Consider the following 21,170-nt stretch of genomic DNA (forward strand, 5'->3'; position numbering starts at 1 on the left):
AACTCGGGCCGCGGGCGGGGCGCCATTCTAGGGTTTCTGTAGCAGCGGCCGCAGGCCGCGTCACGGACGATTGATTTTCACATCAACAGCCCCGCAGGCCTTATCATTGGCCCCCTAACAACGGGCAATCAGGTTCCCTTGGCATGCTGGCCATCTTCATACAGACGCTGAACATCACCGCACCGGTGTTCGCGATGCTGTTTCTCGGTGTGTTCCTCAAGCGCATCGACTGGATCAACGACAACTTCATTCATATCGCCTCGGCCCTGGTGTTCAACGTCTGCATGCCGGCGCTGCTGTTCCTGGGCATCTATCACGCCGACCTGCACGCGGCCATGAAGCCGGGTTTGCTGCTGTATTTCGTGCTGGTGACCTTCGCCAGCTTCGCCGCCGCCTGGGGCATGGCCATCTGGCGCAGCCCGGTGCAAGACCGCGGCATCTATACCCAAGGTGCGTTTCGCGGCAACAACGGCGTGGTGGGCCTGGCGCTGGCGGCCAGCATGTACGGCGACTACGGCATCTCCCTGGGGGCGATCCTCGCGGGCCTGGTGATTCTGCTCTACAACAGCCTGTCGACCGTGGTGCTGGCCATCTACAGCCCCAACATCAAGTCCGACCCCTGGAGCATCTTCAAGAGCGTGCTGGCCAACCCGCTGATCATCAGCGTGCTGGCCGCCGCGCCCATGGCCTACCTGCAGATCAGCCTGCCCAACTGGCTGCTGGCCAGCGGCGACTACCTGGCGCAGATGACCCTGCCGCTGGCGCTGATCTGCATCGGCGGCACCCTGTCGCTGGCGGCGCTGCGCGAAAGCGGCAAGCTGGCCCTGAGCGCCAGCCTGGTGAAGATGGTCTGGCTGCCACTGTTCGGCACCCTGGGCGCCTGGCTGTGCGGCTTCCGGGGCGCGGAACTGGGCATCCTGTTCCTGTACATCGGCAGCCCCACTGCGGCGGCCAGCTATGTCATGGCCCGGGCGGCCAACGGCAACCATCAATTGGCTGCGGCCATCATCGTTATTACGACCGTTGGTGCTGCAATTACCACCAATATCGGCATTTTCCTATTGCAGTGGGGCGGCTGGATCTAGATCCTGTGCGCCTTTGCGCATGCCGTCATGCAGTCATCCGAGCTCAAGGAAGCTTCAATGGACCAACAATCGACGCCCACGGGCTTGCACCGGGGCCTCAAGAACCGCCATATCCAGCTGATCGCGCTGGGTGGTGCCATCGGCACCGGGCTGTTCCTGGGCATTGCCCAGACCATCAACATGGCCGGGCCGTCGGTGATCCTCGGCTACGCCATCGCCGGCCTGATGGCCTTCTTCATCATGCGCCAGCTGGGCGAGATGGTGGTGGACGAGCCGGTAGCCGGCAGCTTCAGCCACTTCGCCAGCCGCTACTGGGGTGGCATGGCGGGCTTTGTGTCGGGCTGGAACTACTGGGTGGTGTACGTGCTGGTGGGCATGGCCGAGCTGACGGCCGTGGGCATCTACGTGCAGTACTGGTGGCCGGGCGTGCCGACCTGGGTGTCGGCAGCGATCTTCTTCGTGCTGATCAACCTGATCAACCTTACCCAAGTGAAGGTGTTCGGCGAGATGGAGTTCTGGTTCTCGCTGGTCAAGGTGGCGGCGATCATCGCCATGATCGGCTTCGGTGCCTGGCTGCTGGCCAGTGGCAACGGTGGCCCTGACGCGGCCGTGGCCAACCTGTGGCAGCACGGCGGCTTCTTCCCCAACGGCATCGCCGGCCTGGCCATGGCCATGGCGGTGATCATGTTCTCGTTCGGCGGCCTGGAGCTGGTGGGCATCACTGCGGCCGAGGCCGATGACCCCAAGCGCAGCATCCCGCGCGCCACCAACCAGGTGATCTACCGCATCCTGCTGTTCTACGTGGGCGCGCTGGCGATCCTGCTGTCGCTGTACCCGTGGCAGAAAGTGGTGACTGGCGGCAGCCCGTTCGTGCTGATCTTCCACGCGCTGGACAGCAACATCGTCGCCACGCTGCTCAACGCCGTGGTGCTGACCGCCGCACTGTCTGTTTATAACAGCTGCGTGTACAGCAACAGCCGCATGCTGTTCGGCCTGGCCACCCAGGGCGATGCCCCCAAGGCGCTGCTCAAGGTCAACAAGCGTGGCGTGCCGCTGACGGCGCTGGGCGTGTCGGCCACCGCCACCGGCCTGTGCGTGCTGATCAACTACCTGATGCCCGGCCAGGCGTTCGGCCTGCTGATGGCCCTGGCCGTGGCGGCGCTGGTCATCAACTGGGTGATCATCAGCATCACCCACCTGATGTTCCGCAAGGCCAAGCGCCAGGCAGGTGAAGACACCTCGTTCAAAAGCTGGGGCTACCCGTTCACCAACTACCTGTGCCTGCTGTTCGTGGCCGGCATCGTGCTGGTGATGTGGCTGACGCCGGGCATTCGCATCTCGGTGATGCTGATGCCAGCCTGGGTCATCGTGCTGGTGCTGGCCTACCTCTTCAAGCGCCGCGCCAAGGCCTAGGCCGGCTGGTAGCTGTCGATGACTTCCTGCGCCGCACGGAAGGCATCGATGGCCGCCGGTACGCCGGCGTACACCGCGCAGTGCAGCAGCGCTTCGCGAATCTCCTCTACCGTACAGCCGTTGTTCAAGGCGCCACGCACGTGGCCCTTGAGCTCTTGCGGGCACTTGAGCGCGGTCAGCGCCGCCAGGGTGATCAGGCTGCGGGTTTTCAGCTCCAGGCCCGGGCGGTTCCACACGCTGCCCCAGGCGTGTTCGTTGACGAAGTCCTGCAGCGGCTGGGTGAACTCGGTGGCGTTGCCCAGGGCGCGGTCGACGAAGGCGTCCCCCATGACCTGGCGGCGCATCTCGACGCCAGGCTTGTTCTGGTTGTTGGCGGTCATCAGCTTCTCCTTTCTCAATGTTGCCGGCGCCAGGCAACCAGCGTGCTGACCAGCACGAACAGGCCCAGCACCGGCAGTACGTAGAACAGCATCAGGTGTTCCAGCCGGCCCGCCAGGGGCATGCCGGTGGTGAAAGTGATCACGTGCAGCCCGTAGGCGGCGAACAGCCCCAGCAGCACCAGGCCTTCGGCGCGGGTGATGCGGTAGCCCGAATAGAACAGCGGCAGGCACAGCACGGCCACGCCGAGCATCACCGGCAGGTCGAAGTCCAAGGCGTTGGGTGACACCGACAGCGGCGTGGGGGCGATGACGGCGGTCAGGCCCAGCACCCCCAGCAGGTTGAACAGGTTGCTGCCGATGACGTTGCCCACGGCAATCTCGCGTTCGCCACGAATGGCGGCGATCAGCGAGGTGGCCAGTTCCGGCAGCGAGGTGGACACAGCGACGATGGTCAGGCCGATGATGCGGTCGGAGAAGCCATAGTCGGTGGCCAGTTCAACCGCCGCGCCGAGGATCAGGTGGCCGCCCCACACCAGCAGGCCCAGGCCCGCCAGGGTCATGGCAGCGCTGCTCAGCCACGGTGGTGGGCCCTGGCGTTCCACGGCGTGGGTGTGCACCCGGGGCCGATGGTGGCGCCGGGACTGGCGCAGCAGCAGGGCGAAATAGCCGCCCAGGCCCACCAGCAGCACGGCGCCTTCCAGGCGGCCGAGGGTCTGGTTCAGGGCCATGGCGAACACCAGGGCGCTGGCGCTGATCATCAGCGGGATGTCCAGGCGCACCAGCTGGCGCGACACCCGCAGCGGGATGATCAGCGCGCACAGGCCCAGGGTCACCAGGATGTTGAAGATGTTGCTGCCGAAAACGCTGCCGACGGCAATGTCGGGCGCGTGGCTGAACGCTGCCTGCAGGCTGACGGCCATCTGCGGCGCGCTGCTGCCCAGGGCTACCACGCTGAGACCGATGATCAGCGGCCGCACCTTGAAGCTGGCGGCCAGGCGCACGGCGGCGCGCACCATCAGTTCGGCGCCGAGGATCAGCAGCACGAGGCCGCCAGCCAGTTGCAGCAGGCTGAAGACGGTAAAGGAGTCCAGGTCGAAAATGGTAAAGCTCCGGTTTGAGGCCTAGTCGCTCAGACTTTGTACCCGCACTTTGGCCGAACCGCTACCGATCATGCCCAATTGTTCTGCGGCGGCATGTGACAGGTCGATCAGGCGCCCGCGGGTGTGGGGGCCGCGGTCGTTGATGCGCACTTCGACCTTGCGGTTGTTGGCAAGGTTGGTCACCAGCACGCGCGTGCCGAAGGGCAGGCGGCGGTGGGCGGCGGTCATGGCGTGTTGGTCGAAACGCTCGCCGCTGGCGGTGCGCTTGCCCTGGTGCCTGGCGCCGTAGAAGCTGGCGGTGCCCGTTTCATCGTAGCCGCGGGGGTCGATGTCGTGGCTGGCGCAGCCGGCGAGGAGGGTGAGTAGCAGGAGGGGGGCGACCAGGCGCAGCATGCAGCAATCTCCAGGAATAGGTTGAGCCCCGTAGCAGCTGCCGCAGGCGGCGTCCGGCGTTTCACCGAGGTGATGCCGGACGCAGCCTGCGGCAGCTGCTACGGGGGCGCCATTCAGGAGCAGTGGTGCCCCCTTGGCGCATCAGCCTTCGAGTTTGCTTTTCAGCAATTCGTTCACCTGTTGCGGGTTGGCCTTGCCCTTGGAGGCTTTCATGGCCTGGCCCACGAAGAAGCCGAACATCTTGCCGCGCTTGGCTTCGTCGGCGGCGCGGTACTGTTCGACTTGCTCGGCGTTGGCGGCCAGCACTTCGTCCAGCACCTTCTCGATGGCGCCGCTGTCGGTGACCTGCTTCAGGCCGCGCGCCTCGATGATCTCGTCGGCGCTGCCTTCGCCATTGGCCATGGCTTCGAAGACCATTTTGGCGATCTTGCCGCTGATGGTGTTGTCCTTGATGCGCACCAGCATGCCGCCCAGTTGCTCGGCGCTGACCGGCGACTGCTCGATTTCCACGCCCAGTTTGTTCAGCAGGCTGCCCAGCTCGACCATGGTCCAGTTGGCGGCCAGCTTGGCGTCACCGCTCAGGCTCACCACTTGCTCGAAGTAGTCCGCCTGTTCGCGGCTGGAAGCCAGCACGCTGGCGTCGTAGGCCGACAGGCCGTACTGGCTCTGGAAGCGCTCGCGCTTGGCCGGTGGCAGCTCGGGCAGGGTGTCGCGCACGGTGTCCAGGAACGCTTGTTCGATGACCACCGGCAGCAGGTCCGGGTCCGGGAAGTAACGGTAGTCGTTGGCTTCTTCCTTGCTGCGCATCGGACGGGTCTCGTCCTTGTTCGGGTCGTACAGGCGGGTCTGCTGGATGACCTTACCGCCGTCCTCGATCAGCTCGATCTGACGGGTGATCTCGCTGTTGATGGCCTTCTCGATGAAGCGGAACGAGTTGACGTTCTTGATCTCGCAGCGGGTGCCGAACTCGACCTGGCCCTTGGGGCGTACCGAGACGTTGCAGTCGCAACGCAGGCTGCCTTCGGCCATGTTGCCGTCGCAGATGCCCAGGTAGCGCACCAGGGCGTGCATGGCCTTGACGTAGGCCACGGCTTCCTTGGCGCTGCGCATGTCCGGTTCGGAGACGATTTCCAGCAGCGGCGTGCCGGCACGGTTCAGGTCAACGCCGGTCAGGCCGTTGAAGTCTTCGTGCAGGCTCTTGCCGGCGTCTTCTTCCAGGTGCGCGCGGGTCACGCCGATGCGCTTGACGGTGCCGTCTTCCAGGGTGATGTCCAAGTGGCCCTTGCCAACGATCGGCAGTTCCATCTGGCTGATCTGGTAACCCTTGGGCAGGTCAGGGTAGAAGTAGTTCTTGCGGGCGAACACGTTGTGCTGGCCGATCTCGGCGTCGATGGCCAGGCCGAACTTGACCGCCATGCGCACAGCTTCCTGGTTCAGCACCGGCAGCACGCCGGGCATGCCCAGGTCTACCAGGCTGGCCTGGGTGTTGGGCTCGGAGCCGAACGTGGTGGAACTGCCGGAGAAAATCTTCGACTGGGTGGTGAGCTGGGTGTGAATCTCCAGCCCGATGACGACTTCCCATTGCATGTGAGTTTCTCCTTAGAAGCCTTCGGGCGAGCGGGTGTGCCAGTCAGTTGCCTGCTGGTACTGGTGCGCGACGTTGAGCAGGCGACCTTCCTGGAAGTACGGTGCCACCAGTTGCACGCCCACCGGCAGGCCATCGACGAAGCCGGCGGGCATGGACAGCCCCGGCAGGCCGGCGAGGTTGGCGGTGATGGTGTACACGTCTTCCAGGTACTCGGCGACCGGGTCGGCGTTCTTGTCGCCGATCTTCCAGGCCGGGTTTGGCGTGGTCGGGCCCAGGATCACGTCGACGTCGTGGAACGCAGCCATGAAGTCGTTCTTGATCAGGCGGCGGATCTTCTGCGCCTGCAGGTAGTAGGCGTCGTAGTAGCCAGCCGACAGGGCGTAGGCGCCGACCATGATACGGCGCTGCACTTCACTGCCGAAGCCTTCGCCGCGCGAACGCTTGTACAGGTCGGTGAGGTCGGCGGGGTTCTCGCAGCGGTAGCCGAAGCGCACGCCGTCGAAGCGCGACAGGTTCGACGAGGCTTCGGCCGGGGCGATCACGTAGTACGCCGGGATGGCGTGCTGCATGTTCGGCAGGCTGATTTCCTTGACCGTGGCGCCCAGCTTCTCCAGTTCCTTGATGCTCTGCTGGATCAGGTCGGCGATGCGTGGGTCCAGGCCGGCGCCGAAGTATTCCTTCGGCACGCCGATGCGCAGGCCCTGCAGCGAGCCGTTCAGGCCGGCGCTGTAGTCGGGCACCGGCTCATCGATGCTGGTGGAGTCCTGCGGGTCGAAACCGGCCATGCCTTGCAGCAGCAGTGCGCAGTCTTCGGCGGTGCGGGCGAAGGTGCCGGCCTGGTCCAGGCTGGACGCGTAGGCGATCATGCCCCAGCGCGACACACGACCGTACGTCGGTTTCAGGCCGGTCAGGTTGGTAAAAGCTGCCGGTTGTCGGATGGAGCCACCGGTGTCGGTGCCTGTCGCAACTGGCAGCAGGCGAGCTGCCACTGCAGCAGCCGAACCACCCGACGAACCGCCCGGGACGTGGGCCAGGTTCCACGGGTTCTTCACCGCGCCGTAGAAGCTGTTCTCGTTGCCCGAACCCATGGCGAATTCGTCCATGTTGGTCTTGCCCAGGCTGACCGCGCCGGCCTTGGCCAGGCGCGACACCACGGTGGCGTCGTAGGGGGCGGTGAAGTTGTCGAGCATCTTCGAGGCGCAGCTGGTGCGCACTCCCTGGGTGCAGAACAGGTCCTTGTGGGCCAGCGGCGCGCCCAGCAGGGCACCGGTTTCACCGGCGGCGCGACGGGCGTCGGCGGCCTGGGCCTGGGCGATGGCCAGCTCCGGGGTGACGGTGATGAAGCTGTTGAGCTGCGGGTCCAGCTGGGCGATGCGCGCCAGCAGGGTGCGGGTCAGCTCTTCGGCGGAAAACTTCTTGTCGGCGAGACCGCGGGCGATCTCGGCCAGAGTCATTTGATGCATGGCAGGCTCTTTTCCCTTTTAGTCGATGACTTTCGGAACCAGGTACAGGCCGTTCTCGACCGCAGGCGCGATGGCCTGGTAAGCCTCGCGATGGTTGCTTTCGGTGACCTGGTCGGCGCGCAGGCGCTGACTGGCTTCCAGGGGGTGGGCCAGGGGCTCGATGCCGCTGGTGTCGACCGCCTGCATCTGGTCGACCAGACCCAGGATACTGTTGAGTGCGTCGGTGGTGCGTGGCAGATCGGCTTCATTCAGGCCCAGGCGGGCCAGATGAGCGATTTTTTCCACGTCGGAGCGATCAAGCGCCATGGGTATCTCCAGTGGAAAACAGCACGGAATCGAATGAAGTGTCAGTCCGTGTGTTAGATTGTCGGAACAGAACGCCAATTCTACGGTCATATGGCCGCGATTGAGTGAGGGCCTGCTCGGAAAAACAGCCAATTTAACATATTGGCGCCTTGCCCAAAATCCCCGCCGTTGTTAGAGTTTGCCGCACTTTTTTACCCACGCGTTGCCTAGGGTCACTTTCCCATGTTCAAGAAACTGCGTGGCATGTTTTCCAGCGATCTTTCCATCGACCTGGGCACTGCCAACACCCTTATTTACGTGCGTGAGCGCGGTATCGTCCTGAATGAGCCCTCGGTAGTGGCCATCCGGACCCACGGAAATCAGAAAAGTGTTGTTGCCGTCGGTACCGAGGCAAAGCGCATGCTGGGCCGTACACCGGGCAACATTGCAGCCATTCGTCCGATGAAAGACGGCGTGATCGCCGACTTCAGCGTCTGTGAAAAGATGCTCCAGTACTTCATCAACAAGGTTCACGAGAACAGCTTCCTGCAGCCAAGCCCGCGCGTGCTGATCTGTGTGCCGTGCAAATCCACCCAGGTGGAGCGTCGTGCCATTCGTGAATCGGCGCTGGGCGCCGGTGCCCGCGAAGTGTTCCTGATCGAAGAGCCAATGGCCGCCGCCATCGGTGCCGGCCTGCCGGTCGAGGAAGCGCGCGGTTCGATGGTGGTCGACATCGGTGGTGGTACCACCGAAATCGCCCTGATCTCCCTGAACGGCGTGGTGTATGCCGAGTCCGTGCGTGTGGGCGGTGACCGTTTCGACGAAGCGATCGTGACCTACGTGCGCCGCAACTACGGCAGCCTGATCGGCGAATCCACCGCCGAGCGCATCAAGCAGGAAATCGGTACTGCCTACCCAGGCGGCGAAGTGCGTGAAGTCGACGTGCGCGGCCGTAACCTGGCCGAAGGCGTGCCACGAGCCTTCACCCTGAACTCCAACGAAGTGCTGGAGGCCCTGCAGGAGTCGCTGGCGACCATCGTCCAGGCCGTGAAAAGCGCCCTGGAGCAGTCGCCGCCGGAACTGGCTTCCGACATCGCCGAGCGTGGCCTGGTGCTGACCGGTGGTGGCGCCCTGCTGCGTGACCTGGACAAGCTGCTGGCCCAGGAAACCGGCCTGCCGGTGATCGTTGCCGAAGACCCGCTGACCTGCGTGGCTCGCGGTGGTGGCCGTGCCCTGGAAATGATGGACAAGCACACCATGGACCTGCTCTCCAGCGAATAACTTCGCTGGCGGCAACCACGGGGCCCGGTCTACAGTTTGCGCTGTCGACCTCGGGCCTGCGCCTGTCGTTGGCGCATTTCTGTCAATCTGCATCCGGGCCGGTTTGAAGCCGTATGAATGAGCCAATGAACATCAGCCTGGGAGGAGCGGCTTATTAAACCGCTTTTCTCCAAGGGCCCCTCGCTGGGCGTGCGCCTGTTGGTGCTGGTCGTGCTGTCCATCACCCTGATGGTGGTGGATGCGCGCTTCACCCTGTTGCAGCCGGTGCGCAGCCAGGCGTCGCTGGTGCTGATGCGGGCCTACTGGATCACCGACCTGCCCCAGCGCCTGTACCAGGGCGTGGCCAGCCAGTTTGGCAGCCGCACCGAGCTTGTGGCCGAGAACGAAAAACTCAAGACCGAAGCCTTGCTGCTGCAAGGTCGCCTGCAGAAGCTGGCGGCCCTGACCGAGCAGAACGTGCGCCTGCGCGAGTTGTTGAACTCCTCGGCGCTGGTCAACGAGAAGGTCGAGGTGGCCGAGCTGATCGGCATGGACCCCAACCCCTTCACCCAGCGCATCCTGATCAACAAGGGTGAGCGCGACGGCGTATTCCTCGGCCAGCCGGTGCTCGACGCCCGCGGCCTGATGGGCCAGGTGGTGGAGTTGATGCCCTACACCGCGCGCGTGCTGCTGCTGACCGACTCCACCCACAGCATTCCGGTGCAGGTGAACCGCAATGGCCTGCGCGCCATCGCCAGCGGCACCGGCAACCCGGAGCGCCTGGAACTGCGCCATGTGGCGGACACCGCCGACATCAAGGAAGGCGACCTGCTGGTCAGCTCCGGCTTGGGCCAGCGTTTCCCCGCGGGCTACCCGGTGGCCACGGTGAAGGAAGTGATCCACGACTCCGGCCAGCCGTTCGCCATCGTCCGCGCGGTGCCCACGGCGGCGCTGAACCGCAGCCGCTACCTGTTGCTGGTGTTCTCCGACAGCCGTTCGCCCGAGCAGCGCGCCACCGAGGCCGCCCAGGCCCAGGAAGCTGCTGACCACCAGGGCCAGACCGCCACGGCAGGTGTGCCCGGCGCGCCGGCCGCAGCCCCGGCTGCCAGCGCTGCGCCAACGCCTGCGCCGGCCGCTGCCGAGCACCCGGCTGCCGCAGCCAAGCCGGCCACCACGCCTGCCGCCGCGCCGGCGAAACCGGCCGCCAGTGCCCATGGCACCTCCCGGGAGAGACACTGATGGTCAATAGCACCCGGCCGCGCAACGGCTGGTTCGTCTGGTTCACGTTTGCCCTCGGCCTGCTGCTGAGCGTGTCGCCGCTGCCGCAGTTCATGGAAATCCTCCGGCCGCTGTGGCTGGCCCTGCTGCTGACCTTCTGGACCCTGGCGCTGCCGCACAAGGTGGGCATGACCACGGCGTTCCTGCTGGGCCTGGCCGAGGACGTGCTGTACGGCACCTACCTTGGGCAGAACGCCTTGATCCTGACGCTGATCAGCTTCCTGATCCTGTCCCTGGCGCAGCGCATGCGCACCTTCCACGTATGGCAGCAGTGCCTGGTGATCCTGGTGATCTTCGGCCTGGGGCAACTGGCCCAGCTGTGGCTCAGCGCCCTGACCGGCAACCGCCAGCCCACCCTGGCCTTGCTGCTGCCGGCGCTGATGAGTGCACTGCTGTGGCCATGGGTCAGCTTCGCCCTGCGGGGCCTGCGTCGCCGCCTGGGTATCAACTGAGCGCGGCGCGGGCTGGCGCCCGGCATTCGATTTTCGACAGGGAGACGTCTTCATGCACCCGCTGTACCTGGCTTCCGGCTCCCCCCGCAGGCGTGAACTGCTGACCCAGATCGGCGTCGCCTTCACGCCCCTGAGCGCTTCCATCGACGAAACCCCGCTGCCCGGCGAAAGCCCGTTGGCCTATGTGGAGCGCCTGGCGCTGGGCAAGGCCCTGGCCGGCCTGGCGTTGCTGGACCCTGCTGACCCCACCCCCGTGGTGCTGGGCGCCGACACCGCGGTGGTGCTCGATGACCGTATCCTCGGCAAGCCCGTGGACGAAGCCGATGCCCTGGCCATGCTCGCCGCGCTGTCCGGGCGCGAGCACCAGGTGCTGACCGCCATCGCATTGGTCTCGGGCCAGCGCCGTGAGGTGCGCAGCGTCAGCAGTCGCGTACGTTTCCGCCCCATCAGCGCGCAGCAGGCGCGCGCCTACTGGGCCAGCGGCGAACCCCGGGACAAGGCCGGCAGCTACGCCATCCAGGGCCTGGCCGCGATATTCGTCGAAAGCCTCGCCGGCAGTTATTCTGCGGTAGTGGGCCTGCCATTGTGCGAAACCGCAGACCTGCTGGGCCATTTCGGCATACCCTGTTGGCAAGGCCAACAGACAGGCTGAGCGCCCGCCGCCAGCCTGTGAGAATGGAAACGTCGACAAGCGCGGCGTAATCCATCATTTTCGGTGACTACCTTTGACGAGACCCTGCCATGAGTGAAGAGATTCTGATCAACATCACGCCAATGGAATCGCGCGTGGCGGTGGTAGAGAACGGTGTTCTGCAGGAAGTCCATGTCGAGCGCACCCAGCGCCGCGGCATCGTCGGCAATATCTACAAAGGCAAGGTGGTGCGCGTGCTGCCGGGCATGCAGGCGGCGTTCGTCGACATCGGCCTGGAACGCGCGGCGTTCATCCACGCCTCGGAAATTTCCCTGCGCGAAGGCTCGGCAGTGGAAACCATCAGCGCCCTGGTGCACGAAGGGCAGAGCCTGGTGGTGCAGGTCACCAAGGACCCCATCGGCTCCAAGGGCGCGCGCCTGACCACGCAGCTGTCGATTCCCTCGCGCTACCTGGTGTACATGCCGCGCACCAGCCATGTCGGCATTTCCCTGAAGATCGAGGACGAAGCCGAGCGCGAGCGCCTGAAGAAGGTGGTCAGCGACTGCGTGGCCCAGGAAGGCATCAAGGAAGCTGGCGGCTTCATCCTGCGCACCGCAGCCGAGGGCGCCGGCGCCGACGAGATCCTCATGGACATCCGCTACCTGCGCCGGCTGTGGGACCAGATCGGCCTGCAGATCAAGACCGTGGGCGCGCCGACCGAAATCTACGAAGACCTGGGCCTGGCCCTGCGCACCCTGCGCGACCTGGTCAGCCCCAAGATCGAGAAGATCCGCATCGACTCCCGGGAAACCTTCCAGAAGACCACACAGTTCGTCGCCGAACTGATGCCCGAGATCGCCGACCGCCTGGAGCACTACCCTGGCGAACGGCCGATCTTCGACCTGTACGGCGTCGAGGACGAGATACAGCGCGCGCTGGACCGCAAGGTGCCGCTCAAGTCCGGTGGCTACCTGGTGGTGGACCCGGCCGAGGCCATGACCACCATCGACGTCAACACCGGCGCGTTCGTGGGCCACCGCAACCTGGAAGAGACCATCTTCAAGACCAACCTGGAAGCGGCCACGGCCATTGCCCGCCAGCTGCGCCTGCGCAACATCGGCGGCATCATCATCATCGACTTCATCGACATGGAAGATGAAGAGCATCAGCGCCAGGTGCTGCGCACCCTGGAAAAACAGCTGGAGCGCGACCACGCCAAGACCAACATCATCGGCATCACCGAGCTGGGCCTGGTGCAGATGACCCGCAAGCGCACCCGCGAAAGCCTGGAACAGGTGCTGTGCGAGCCGTGCATCAGCTGCCAGGGGCGCGGCAAGCTGAAAACCCCTGAGACGATCTGTTACGAGATTTTCCGGGAAATCCTCCGCGAAGCACGTGCTTACCAGGCCGAAGGCTATAGAGTACTGGCCAACCAGAAAGTGGTGGACCGCCTGCTGGATGAAGAATCGGGCAATGTGGCCGAGCTCGAGGCTTTTATCGGGCGAACCATTCGCTTTCAGGTAGAGTCCATGTATTCCCAGGAACAATACGACGTGGTGCTGCTCTGATTTCGTTCACCCCCGCATGGCCTTGCGCCACTGACCTGACTGCCTGTTCCGGGACCCTCCGCGCATGGCGCGCCTGACCCGCCTGCTGGGCGCGCTGACCCGCTGGGGCCTGGGGCTGTGTGCCCTGGTGCTGGTACTGGTGGCGGTGTACGTGAGCCTGGGCCGGCAGTTGGTGCCCCTGGTCGAACAGTACCGCTACGACGCCCAGGACAAGGCCAGCGAGGCCTTGGGCCTGCCGGTGAGCATCGGCGCCCTGCAGGGGCGCTGGAGCGGTATGGCGCCCGTGTTGATGGCCCGTGACGTGATGGTGGGCGAGGGCGACAGCGCCCTGCGCCTGGACCAGGTGCGCGTGGTGCCCGACCTGTGGGCCAGCCTGCGCAGCCGCTCGCTGCGCATCGCCCACCTTGAACTCAGCGGCCTGCAGCTGACCGCCGAGGAAAGCCAGGGCGGCCAGTGGTCGCTCAAGGGCCTGCCGGCCCAGAACAACGGGCCCATGGACCCGGGGCAGGTGCTGCAACGCATGCAGCAGGTCAGCAAGCTGTCGGTGCTCGACAGCCAGCTGACCCTGGAGCCCTACGACCACGCGCCCATGACCCTCACCTACGTGGGCGCCAGCCTGACCAGCGGCTTTAGCCGCCAGCGCCTGGACCTGCGCCTGACCCTGCCCGATGGCCAGCCCCTGGCGCTGAGCCTGCGCACCCGCATCGACGCCGCCCACTGGCAGGATGGCGAAGCCCAGGCCTACCTGAGCCTGCCCCAGAGCGATTGGGCGCGCTGGCTGCCGGCGCGGCTCACCCAGCAATGGAAGCTGGCCCAGCTCAAGGCCGGCGGCGAGCTGTGGGCACAGTGGGGCAAGGGTACCCTGCAAAGCGCGGCGGTGCGCCTCAACGCACCGACGTTCAAGGGTGCCTACGCCGACCGCAAGGCCATCAGTATCGACAACCTGGCCCTCAATGCCTGGTTCCAGCGCAGCAGCGGCGGCTATGACGTGACGGTCGATTCCCTGGCCATGAGCCTGGGCAAGACCCGCTGGGAGTCGCACCTGCAACTGCGCCAGGCCGACGCCACCGACAGCACCCTGCAGAACTACCACCTGCAGGCCGACCGCCTCGACCTGACGCCGATCACCCCGGTGCTCGACGCCCTGGTGCCGGTGCCGGACAAAGTGGCCGCAGTCATCGATGCCTTGAAGGTCACCGGCGGCCTGCGCAACGTGCTCCTCGACTACCGCCCCCAGGCCACCGGTGACGAACGCCTGAGCTTCGCCGCCAACCTCGACAACGTCGGCTTCCAGGCCACCCACGGTGCGCCCGCGGCGGGCGGTGTCAGTGGCGCCATCAGCGGCAACCTGGGCCAGGGCGAGCTGCGCCTGGCCACCGACCAGTTCATGCTGCACCTGTACCCGATCTTCGCCAACCCCTGGTACTACCACCAGTCCAACGCGCGCCTGACCTGGAAAATCAACCAGGACGGCTTCACCTTGGTTGCCCCTTACCTGAAGGTGAAGGGCGACGAGGGCAACATCGCCGGCGACTTCCTGATTCGCCTGCCGTTTCACGACGACGTCGAGCCCTACATGGACCTGCGCGTGGGCCTGACCCAGGGCGACGGCCGCTTCACCTCCAAGTATTTGCCCCAGGTGCTGAGCCCGGCGGTGGACCACTGGCTGCGCACGGCCATCCTCGAAGGCGCGGTGGACCAGGGTTACTTCCAGTACCAGGGCTCCCTGAGCCACGCGGCGCCGGACCATTCGCGCAGCATCACCCTGTACTTCAAGGTGCATGACGCCCGCCTGGCGTTCCAGCCGGGCTGGCCGGAAATGTCGAAGGTGGCGGGCGACGTGTTCATCCAGGACGGTGACGTGCGGATCCTGGCCAGCAAGGGCCAACTGCTCGACACCCAGGTCAGCAACGTCGAGGTCACCGTGCCCCACGTGCCGGCCGACCAGCACGCGCACCTGTACGTGAAGGGCGACTTCGACGGCAGCCTTGGCGACGGCGTGAAGATCCTCCAGGACGCGCCCATCGGCACCGGGCCGATCTTCGCCGGCTGGCAGGGCACCGGGCCGTTGCAGGGCAACCTGAACCTCGACATTCCGCTGGTCAAGGGCGAGGAGCCCAAGGTGGTGGTCGACTTCAACACCCAGGGCGCCGACCTGAAGATCAAGGAGCCGGCCCTCGACCTCAGCCAACTCAAGGGCAACTTCCGCTTCGACTTCGACAAGGGCTTGAGCGGCCAGAACATCGCCGCCCAGGCCTTCGACCGGCCTGTGACGGCGCAGATCTTTGCCGAGGGCAAGCCGGGCAGCCCGCTGACCCGTATCACCGCCAAGGGCAGCATTGCCCTGCGCAAGCTCACCGACTGGCTGCAGGTGAACCCCAACCTGCCGGCTTCTGGCGACCTGCCGTACCAATTGCAGGTCAACCTGGGCGGCAACAGCCAGCTGAGCATCAAGAGCGACCTCAAGGGCCTGGCCATCGACCTGCCGGCACCCTACGGCAAGGCCGCCAGCGATACCCGTGACGCCCAGTTCCAGATGAACCTGCAGGGCGCCGACCGGCGCATCGACGCCAGCTACGCCGACCTGGCCATGCTCAGCTACCTGGCGCCCGGCGGCAAGCTGGCCGACGGCCGTGGCGAACTGCTGCTGGGCAGCGGCACGCCGCAGCTGCCGGCCGACAAGGGCCTGAGGGTGCGTGGCACGCTGGACAGCCTGGACGTGACGCCATGGAAAGCCCAGGTCGACCGCTACGCCGGTGACGACCCCGGTGGCAGCGCTCGTCAGGCCTTGAACAGCGTCGACTTGAAGATCGGCAAGGTCACCGGCTTCGGTTTCGACCTGGACCAGGCCCGGGTCATGCTCAACCGCAGCTCCAGCGCCTGGAACCTGTCGGTGGACGCCAAGCAGCTCACCGGCACCGCCAGCCTGCCGGACGCCAAGGGCGTGCCGATCCTGGTGGACATGCAGGCCGTGCACCTGCCGGCCCCTGACCCGAAAGCAGTGACCGACGAGAACGCCCCCGACCCGCTGGCCTCGGTGGACCCGCGCAAGATTCCCGCCGTGGACGTGAAGATCCTCAAGCTGTGGCAGGGCAACGACCTGATGGGCGCCTGGGCGCTGAAAATTCGCCCCAACGGCAAGGGTATCGCCCTCAAGGACCTGGATCTGGGCCTCAAGGGCATCAGCCTAGTGGGGCAGGGCAGTTGGGAAGGCGCGCCGGGCAATTCCGCCAGCTGGCTGAAGGGCAGTCTCAAGGGCAAGAACCTCGCCGACGTGCTCAAGGCCTGGGGCTACGCGCCCAGCACCACCAGCCAGGACTTCGAGCTGAACGTGGACGGCAGCTGGCCGGGTTCGCCGGCCTGGGCCGCGCTCAAGCGCTTCTCGGGCAGCCTGGACGCCACGCTCAACCGTGGCCAGTTCGTCGAAGTGGAAGGTGGCGCCCAGGCGCTGCGGGTATTCGGCCTGCTGAACTTCAACTCCATCGGCCGCCGCCTGCGGCTGGACTTCTCCGACCTGGTGGGCAAGGGCCTGGGCTATGACAAGGTCAAGGGCCTGCTGGTGGCCAGCAACGGCGTCTACGTGACCCGCGAGCCGATTACCATGACCGGCCCCTCCACCAACCTTGAGCTCAACGGCACCCTGGACATGAACCAGGACCGGGTCGACGCCAAGCTGCTGGTGACCCTGCCGGTGACCACCAACCTGCCAATCGCCGCGCTGCTGGTGGGCGCGCCAGCGGTAGGTGGCGCGCTGTTCCTGGTCGACAAGCTGCTGGGCGACCGCGTGGCGCGCTTCGCCAGCGTGCAATACAAGGTCGAAGGGCCGTGGAAAGAGCCTAAGATTACCTTCGACAAGCCCTTCCAGAAAGCGAACTGACAGCAGCAGGAGCTCCCCATGTCTTTGGCAGTGATTCAGATGGTCAGCCAGAGCGACGTGCTGGCCAACCTGGCCAGCGCCCGTCGCCTGTTGGAGCAGGCCGCCGCCGGTGGTGCGAAGCTTGCGGTGCTGCCGGAAAACTTCTCCGCCCTGGGCCGCCGCGACAGCGCTGAAATCGGCCGCGACGAAGCCCTTGGTCGGGGGCCGATCCTGCCATGGTTGAAACAGGCGGCCCGCGACCTCAACTTATGGATAGTGGCCGGCACGCTGCCGTTGCCCCCGCAAGGGCAGCCCGACGCCAAGGTGCGCGCCTGTTCGCTACTGATCGACGCCCAGGGCCAGGAAGTGGCGCGCTACGACAAGCTGCACCTGTTCGACGTCGACGTGGCGGACAGCCGCGGCCGCTACCGTGAGTCGGACGACTATGCTCATGGGCAGGAGGTAGTGGTAGCCGACACGCCGGTGGGGCGCCTGGGCTTGAGCGTGTGCTACGACCTGCGCTTCCCCGAGCTGTACAGCGAACTGCGCAAGGCCGGCGCCGAACTGATTACCGCACCGTCGGCGTTTACCGCGGTGACCGGCGCTGCGCACTGGGACGTGTTGATCCGGGCGCGCGCCATCGAGACCCAATGCTACGTCCTGGCGGCGGCCCAGGGCGGTACTCATCCAGGGCCGCGCGAGACCTACGGGCACGCGGCCATCGTCGATCCCTGGGGGCGCATCGTCGCCCAGCGTGATCAAGGCGAAGCCGTGCTGCTGGCCGAACGGGACAGCAGCGAACAGGCGTCCATACGGGCGCGGATGCCGGTGGCCAGTCACCGGCGCTTTTTCTCGCAGGGCGCCACGCGGCCTGCGTCTATCGCGGAGTGATTATGAGCGAGATGTTATCCACCGTCAGCGAACACCTGCTGGCCCCCGGCGGCTTGACCCTGGACAGCCTGCAGTCGGTGCTGGGCGAACTCGCGGGGCCGGGCATCGACGCTGCCGACCTGTATTTCCAGGGGCAGATTTCCGAGTCGTGGTCGTTGGAAGACGGCATCGTCAAGGAAGGCAGCTTCAACCTCGACCAGGGCGTGGGCGTGCGTGCCCAGTCCGGCGAGAAGACCGGCTTTGCCTACAGCAACACCATCAACCAGGACGCCCTGCTGCAGGCGGCCCGCGCCGCCCGCTCGATCTCCCGCGCCGGCCAGAACGGCCGCGTGCAGGCGTTCACCAGCCAGGACGTGGCGCAGCTGTACGCCCCGGATAACCCCCTGGATGTGCTGAGCCGCGCCGAGAAGGTCGAGCTGCTCAAGCGCATCGACGTCGCCACCCGTGCCCTCGACCCGCGTATCCAGCAGGTCAGCGTGAGCATGGCTGGCGTGTGGGAGCGCATCCTGGTGGCCGCCGCCGACGGCAGCCTGGCCGCCGACGTGCGGCCGCTGGTGCGCTTCAACGTCAGCGTCATCGTCGAGCAGAACGGCCGCCGCGAGCGTGGCGGCCACGGTGGTGGCGGGCGTACCGACTACCGCTACTTCCTGCAGGACGACCGCGCCATGGGCTACGCCCGCGAGGCCCTGCGCCAGGCGCTGGTGAACCTGGAAGCCATTCCGGCGCCGGCGGGTACCTTGCCCGTGGTGCTGGGTTCGGGCTGGTCCGGCGTGCTGCTGCACGAAGCCGTGGGCCACGGCCTGGAAGGCGACTTCAACCGCAAGGGCAGCTCCAACTACAGCGGCCGCTTGGGCGAGATGGTCGCCTCCAAGCTGTGCACCATCGTCGACGACGGCACCCTGGCCGGCCGCCGCGGCTCGCTGAGCGTGGACGACGAAGGCACGCCTACCCAGTGCACCACGCTGATCGAGAACGGCGTGCTCACCGGCTACATGCAGGACAAGCTCAACGCCCGCCTGATGGGCATGGCCGCCACCGGCAACGGGCGTCGCGAATCCTACGCGCACCTGCCCATGCCGCGCATGACCAACACCTACATGCTGGGCGGCCAAAGCGACCCGGCAGAGATCATCGCTTCGGTGAAACGCGGTATCTACTGCGCCAACCTGGGCGGCGGCCAGGTGGACATCACCAGCGGCAAGTTCGTGTTCTCCACCAGCGAGGCATACCTGATCGAGGACGGCAAGATCACCGCCCCGGTGAAGGGCGCGACACTGATCGGCAACGGCCCTGAGGCCATGAGCAAGGTATCGATGGTCGGCAACGACCTGTCGCTGGACAGCGGCGTGGGTACGTGCGGGAAGGACGGGCAGTCGGTGCCGGTAGGCGTTGGCCAGCCGACGCTGAAGATTGACGCGATTACCGTAGGTGGTACCGGGGCTTGAAGAAGCTGGGAGCTGGCAAGCCAGCTCCCACAAGCAGTCAGCGCAAGCCGCGCTGCACTTCGTCCAGCTCGCGGATGTACTTGAAGATTTTACGCGTGGCCGCTGGCGGTTTGTTCTGCGCGGTCTCGTGCTGGGCCTGGCGGATCAGCTGGCGCAGGTGCTGGCGATCGGCGTCGGGGTATTCGCCGACGAATTTCTCCAGCACCTCGTCGGTGCCCGAGACCAGACGGTCGCGCCAGCGCTCCAGGTTGTGGAAACGCTCGTTGTACTGGCGCGTGGAGGCATCGAGTTGATCGAGCAGTTGCAGGATCGCATCAGTGTCCTGGTCGCGCATCAGCCGGCCAATGAACAGGATGTGCCGCTTGCGCGCGATGTTCGCGGTGTGCTTTGGCGCGTCGGCCAAGGCACGGCGCAAACCGTCGGTCAGGGGCAGCTTGGCCAGTACATCGGCCTTGAGTGTGGTCAGGCGCTCACCGAGGTCAACCAGCGCGTGCAGCTCGCGTTTGACCTGAGATTTGCTTTTTCCCTCGTCGAGGGAGTCGTCGTAAGAATCAACCATGGGGGCAGTCCGCTAATAAACGCCGCCATGATAACCAGTCAGGGGCCGCTTGTCCGGCCCGGTCGTAGCTTGACCCCCTGATGACAGCAGAATTTGAGTGGAGAACACCATGAACGCAATTCAAAGCGTCGGTCCCGCGGCACTGCCGGCCCTGCAGGAACAGGTCGAGCAGATCGTCGCCGAAGCCAAGCGCCAGGGCGCCAGCGCCTGTGAAGTGGCGGTGTCGCTGGAGCAGGGGCTGTCGACCTCGGTGCGCCAGCGCGAAGTGGAAACCGTGGAGTTCAACCGCGACCAGGGCTTTGGCATCACCCTGTACGTGGGCCAGCGCAAGGGCTCGGCCAGCACTTCGGCCAGCGGCCCGGACGCCATTCGCGAAACCGTGGCGGCGGCCCTGGCCATTGCCAAGCACACCTCCGAAGACGAAGCCTCGGGCCTGGCCGACGCCGCCCTGATGGCGCGCGAGCAGCCGGACTTCGACCTGTACCACGCCTGGGACATCAGCCCGGAGCAGGCCATCGAGCGCGCCTTGGCGTGCGAAGCCGCAGCGTTCGACGCTGATCCACGCATTCTCAACGCCGATGGCACCACCCTCAGCAGCCACCAGGGCTGCCGCGTGTACGGCAACAGCCACGGTTTCATCGGTGGCTACGCCTCGACCCGCCACAGCCTCAGCTGCGTGATGATCGCCGAGGCAGATGGCCAGATGCAGCGCGACTACTGGTATGACGTGAACCGCCAGGGCGAGCTGCTGCAGGACCCGGCGCTGATCGGCCAGCGCGCCGCGCAACGTGCCGCCGGTCGCCTGGGTGCGCGCCCGGTGCCTACCTGCGAAGTGCCGGTGCTGTTCAGCGCCGAACTGGCAGGCGGGCTGTTCGGCAGCTTCCTGTCGGCGGTGAGCGGCGGCAACCTGTACCGCAAGTCGTCGTTCCTGGAAGGCGCCATGGGCCAGACCCTGTTCCCCGAGTGGCTGACCCTGGACGAGCGTCCGCACCTGCAGCGCGCCCTGGGCAGCGCCGCGTTCGACGGCGACGGCCTGGCCACCTACGCCAAGCCGTTCGTCGAAAACGGCCGGTTGGTGTCCTACGTGCTTAGCACCTACTCGGGCCGCAAGCTGGGTATGCCGAGCACCGCCAACGCCGGCGGCGTGCACAACCTGTTCGTCACCCATGGCGATCAGGACCAGGCTGCGCTGATCAAGCAGATGGGCCGCGGCCTGCTGGTAACCGAGCTGATGGGCCATGGCCTGAACATGGTGACCGGTGACTATTCCCGTGGCGCGGCGGGCTTCTGGGTCGAGAATGGCGAGATCCAGTTCCCGGTGCAGGAAGTGACCATTGCCGGCAACATGAAGGACATGTTCCGCCAGATCGTCGCCGTTGGCAGCGACCTGGAGCTGCGCAGCAATGTGCGCACCGGCTCCGTGCTGATCGAACGCATGACCGTAGCCGGCAGCTAACCCCCACCCCCGTAGCAGCGGCCGCAGGCCGCGTCTACAGGCAATGCGGTGTTGCCCCCTGACGCAG

General features: G+C 65.9%; 18 protein-coding genes. 11 read left to right on the top strand and 7 right to left on the bottom strand.

The window, feature by feature from the left end; genetic code table 11:
• Positions 1-143: 143 nt before the first annotated feature.
• The gene (locus tag AC0Z2B_RS06250) at positions 144-1,085 is read left to right on the top strand and encodes an AEC family transporter (RefSeq protein WP_476295614.1); all 942 of its coding nucleotides are present in this window, start codon (positions 144-146) and stop codon (positions 1,083-1,085) included.
• Positions 1,086-1,142: 57 nt separating this feature from the next.
• Positions 1,143-2,498, top strand: a complete 1,356-nt coding sequence (locus tag AC0Z2B_RS06255) for an amino acid permease (protein ID WP_416426895.1) — start codon at positions 1,143-1,145, stop codon at positions 2,496-2,498.
• Here AC0Z2B_RS06255 and AC0Z2B_RS06260 read toward each other — a convergent pair.
• The 6 genes from AC0Z2B_RS06260 to gatC all read right to left on the bottom strand — a co-directional run bounded on the left by AC0Z2B_RS06260 (position 2,495) and on the right by gatC (position 7,728).
• Positions 2,495-2,878 carry a carboxymuconolactone decarboxylase family protein gene (locus AC0Z2B_RS06260; protein ID WP_475504937.1) on the bottom strand — a complete coding sequence of 128 codons (384 nt, stop codon included), beginning with the start codon at positions 2,876-2,878 and terminating at the stop codon, positions 2,495-2,497. The genes AC0Z2B_RS06255 and AC0Z2B_RS06260 overlap by 4 nt on opposite strands.
• Positions 2,879-2,892: 14 nt before the next feature.
• Complete coding sequence (locus AC0Z2B_RS06265) at positions 2,893-3,945, bottom strand: calcium/sodium antiporter (RefSeq protein ID WP_416427469.1); 1,053 nt, start codon at positions 3,943-3,945, stop codon at positions 2,893-2,895.
• A gap of 54 nt (positions 3,946-3,999) precedes the next feature.
• Entirely contained in the window at positions 4,000-4,371 is a 372-nt protein-coding gene (locus AC0Z2B_RS06270) for a septal ring lytic transglycosylase RlpA family protein (protein WP_416426893.1), read from the bottom strand.
• Between the two features lie 141 nt (positions 4,372-4,512).
• The gene (gene gatB / locus AC0Z2B_RS06275; protein ID WP_476295617.1) at positions 4,513-5,958 is read right to left on the bottom strand and encodes an Asp-tRNA(Asn)/Glu-tRNA(Gln) amidotransferase subunit GatB; all 1,446 of its coding nucleotides are present in this window, start codon (positions 5,956-5,958) and stop codon (positions 4,513-4,515) included.
• A 12-nt stretch (positions 5,959-5,970) separates the two neighbouring features.
• Positions 5,971-7,422, bottom strand: a complete 1,452-nt coding sequence (gatA, locus tag AC0Z2B_RS06280) for an Asp-tRNA(Asn)/Glu-tRNA(Gln) amidotransferase subunit GatA (RefSeq protein WP_027976799.1) — start codon at positions 7,420-7,422, stop codon at positions 5,971-5,973.
• 18 nt (positions 7,423-7,440) lie between these two features.
• Positions 7,441-7,728, bottom strand: coding sequence for an Asp-tRNA(Asn)/Glu-tRNA(Gln) amidotransferase subunit GatC (gene gatC, locus AC0Z2B_RS06285; RefSeq protein WP_008371428.1), 288 nt, complete (start codon positions 7,726-7,728; stop codon positions 7,441-7,443).
• A gap of 222 nt (positions 7,729-7,950) precedes the next feature.
• Here gatC and mreB point away from each other — a divergent pair, with 222 nt between their 5' ends.
• From mreB to tldD, 8 genes are all read left to right on the top strand, one after another.
• Positions 7,951-8,988: a rod shape-determining protein MreB gene (gene mreB, locus AC0Z2B_RS06290; RefSeq protein WP_008371426.1), complete on the top strand. Its 1,038-nt coding sequence runs from the start codon at positions 7,951-7,953 to the stop codon at positions 8,986-8,988.
• Between the two features lie 153 nt (positions 8,989-9,141).
• Positions 9,142-10,206, top strand: a complete 1,065-nt coding sequence (gene mreC, locus AC0Z2B_RS06295; RefSeq protein ID WP_416427468.1) for a rod shape-determining protein MreC — start codon at positions 9,142-9,144, stop codon at positions 10,204-10,206.
• Positions 10,206-10,697, top strand: a complete 492-nt coding sequence (gene mreD / locus AC0Z2B_RS06300; RefSeq protein ID WP_475504933.1) for a rod shape-determining protein MreD — start codon at positions 10,206-10,208, stop codon at positions 10,695-10,697. The genes mreC and mreD overlap by 1 nt, the downstream gene beginning before the upstream one ends.
• A gap of 52 nt (positions 10,698-10,749) precedes the next feature.
• Positions 10,750-11,349, top strand: coding sequence for a Maf family protein (locus tag AC0Z2B_RS06305; RefSeq protein ID WP_476295618.1), 600 nt, complete (start codon positions 10,750-10,752; stop codon positions 11,347-11,349).
• 89 nt (positions 11,350-11,438) lie between these two features.
• Positions 11,439-12,896 (top strand): ribonuclease G, encoded by a 1,458-nt coding sequence (rng, locus tag AC0Z2B_RS06310; protein ID WP_416426889.1) that lies wholly within the window; start codon positions 11,439-11,441, stop codon positions 12,894-12,896.
• Positions 12,897-12,960: 64 nt separating this feature from the next.
• On the top strand, positions 12,961-16,773 hold the full coding sequence (locus AC0Z2B_RS06315) for a YhdP family protein (protein ID WP_476295620.1): 3,813 nt from the start codon (positions 12,961-12,963) through the stop codon (positions 16,771-16,773).
• An 18-nt stretch (positions 16,774-16,791) separates the two neighbouring features.
• Positions 16,792-17,643, top strand: coding sequence for a carbon-nitrogen hydrolase family protein (locus tag AC0Z2B_RS06320; protein WP_416426887.1), 852 nt, complete (start codon positions 16,792-16,794; stop codon positions 17,641-17,643).
• Between the two features lie 2 nt (positions 17,644-17,645).
• Positions 17,646-19,088, top strand: coding sequence for a metalloprotease TldD (gene tldD, locus AC0Z2B_RS06325; RefSeq protein WP_416426886.1), 1,443 nt, complete (start codon positions 17,646-17,648; stop codon positions 19,086-19,088).
• A 37-nt stretch (positions 19,089-19,125) separates the two neighbouring features.
• Here tldD and yjgA read toward each other — a convergent pair whose 3' ends face one another.
• Positions 19,126-19,647: a ribosome biogenesis factor YjgA gene (gene yjgA, locus AC0Z2B_RS06330; RefSeq protein WP_416426885.1), complete on the bottom strand. Its 522-nt coding sequence runs from the start codon at positions 19,645-19,647 to the stop codon at positions 19,126-19,128.
• Positions 19,648-19,756: 109 nt separating this feature from the next.
• On the opposite strand from yjgA, the gene pmbA reads away from it, so the two are divergent.
• Entirely contained in the window at positions 19,757-21,103 is a 1,347-nt protein-coding gene (gene pmbA / locus AC0Z2B_RS06335) for a metalloprotease PmbA (RefSeq protein WP_416426884.1), read from the top strand.
• Positions 21,104-21,170: the final 67 nt, after the last annotated feature.

The organism is Pseudomonas sp. GYB4201 (assembly GCF_056312595.1).

Bases quoted from the DNA above. Each gene is read 5' to 3' on its own strand.
- AC0Z2B_RS06250 (WP_476295614.1), top strand. From the start codon at position 144: ATGCTGGCCATCTTCATACAGACGCTGAACATCACCGCACCGGTGTTC.
- AC0Z2B_RS06255 (WP_416426895.1), top strand. From the start codon at position 1,143: ATGGACCAACAATCGACGCCCACGGGCTTGCACCGGGGCCTCAAGAAC.
- AC0Z2B_RS06260 (WP_475504937.1), bottom strand. From the start codon at position 2,878: ATGACCGCCAACAACCAGAACAAGCCTGGCGTCGAGATGCGCCGCCAG.
- AC0Z2B_RS06270 (WP_416426893.1), bottom strand. From the start codon at position 4,371: ATGCTGCGCCTGGTCGCCCCCCTCCTGCTACTCACCCTCCTCGCCGGC.
- gatB (WP_476295617.1), bottom strand. From the start codon at position 5,958: ATGCAATGGGAAGTCGTCATCGGGCTGGAGATTCACACCCAGCTCACC.
- gatA (WP_027976799.1), bottom strand. From the start codon at position 7,422: ATGCATCAAATGACTCTGGCCGAGATCGCCCGCGGTCTCGCCGACAAG.
- gatC (WP_008371428.1), bottom strand. From the start codon at position 7,728: ATGGCGCTTGATCGCTCCGACGTGGAAAAAATCGCTCATCTGGCCCGC.
- mreB (WP_008371426.1), top strand. From the start codon at position 7,951: ATGTTCAAGAAACTGCGTGGCATGTTTTCCAGCGATCTTTCCATCGAC.
- mreD (WP_475504933.1), top strand. From the start codon at position 10,206: ATGGTCAATAGCACCCGGCCGCGCAACGGCTGGTTCGTCTGGTTCACG.
- AC0Z2B_RS06305 (WP_476295618.1), top strand. From the start codon at position 10,750: ATGCACCCGCTGTACCTGGCTTCCGGCTCCCCCCGCAGGCGTGAACTG.
- rng (WP_416426889.1), top strand. From the start codon at position 11,439: ATGAGTGAAGAGATTCTGATCAACATCACGCCAATGGAATCGCGCGTG.
- AC0Z2B_RS06315 (WP_476295620.1), top strand. From the start codon at position 12,961: ATGGCGCGCCTGACCCGCCTGCTGGGCGCGCTGACCCGCTGGGGCCTG.
- AC0Z2B_RS06320 (WP_416426887.1), top strand. From the start codon at position 16,792: ATGTCTTTGGCAGTGATTCAGATGGTCAGCCAGAGCGACGTGCTGGCC.
- tldD (WP_416426886.1), top strand. From the start codon at position 17,646: ATGAGCGAGATGTTATCCACCGTCAGCGAACACCTGCTGGCCCCCGGC.
- yjgA (WP_416426885.1), bottom strand. From the start codon at position 19,647: ATGGTTGATTCTTACGACGACTCCCTCGACGAGGGAAAAAGCAAATCT.
- pmbA (WP_416426884.1), top strand. From the start codon at position 19,757: ATGAACGCAATTCAAAGCGTCGGTCCCGCGGCACTGCCGGCCCTGCAG.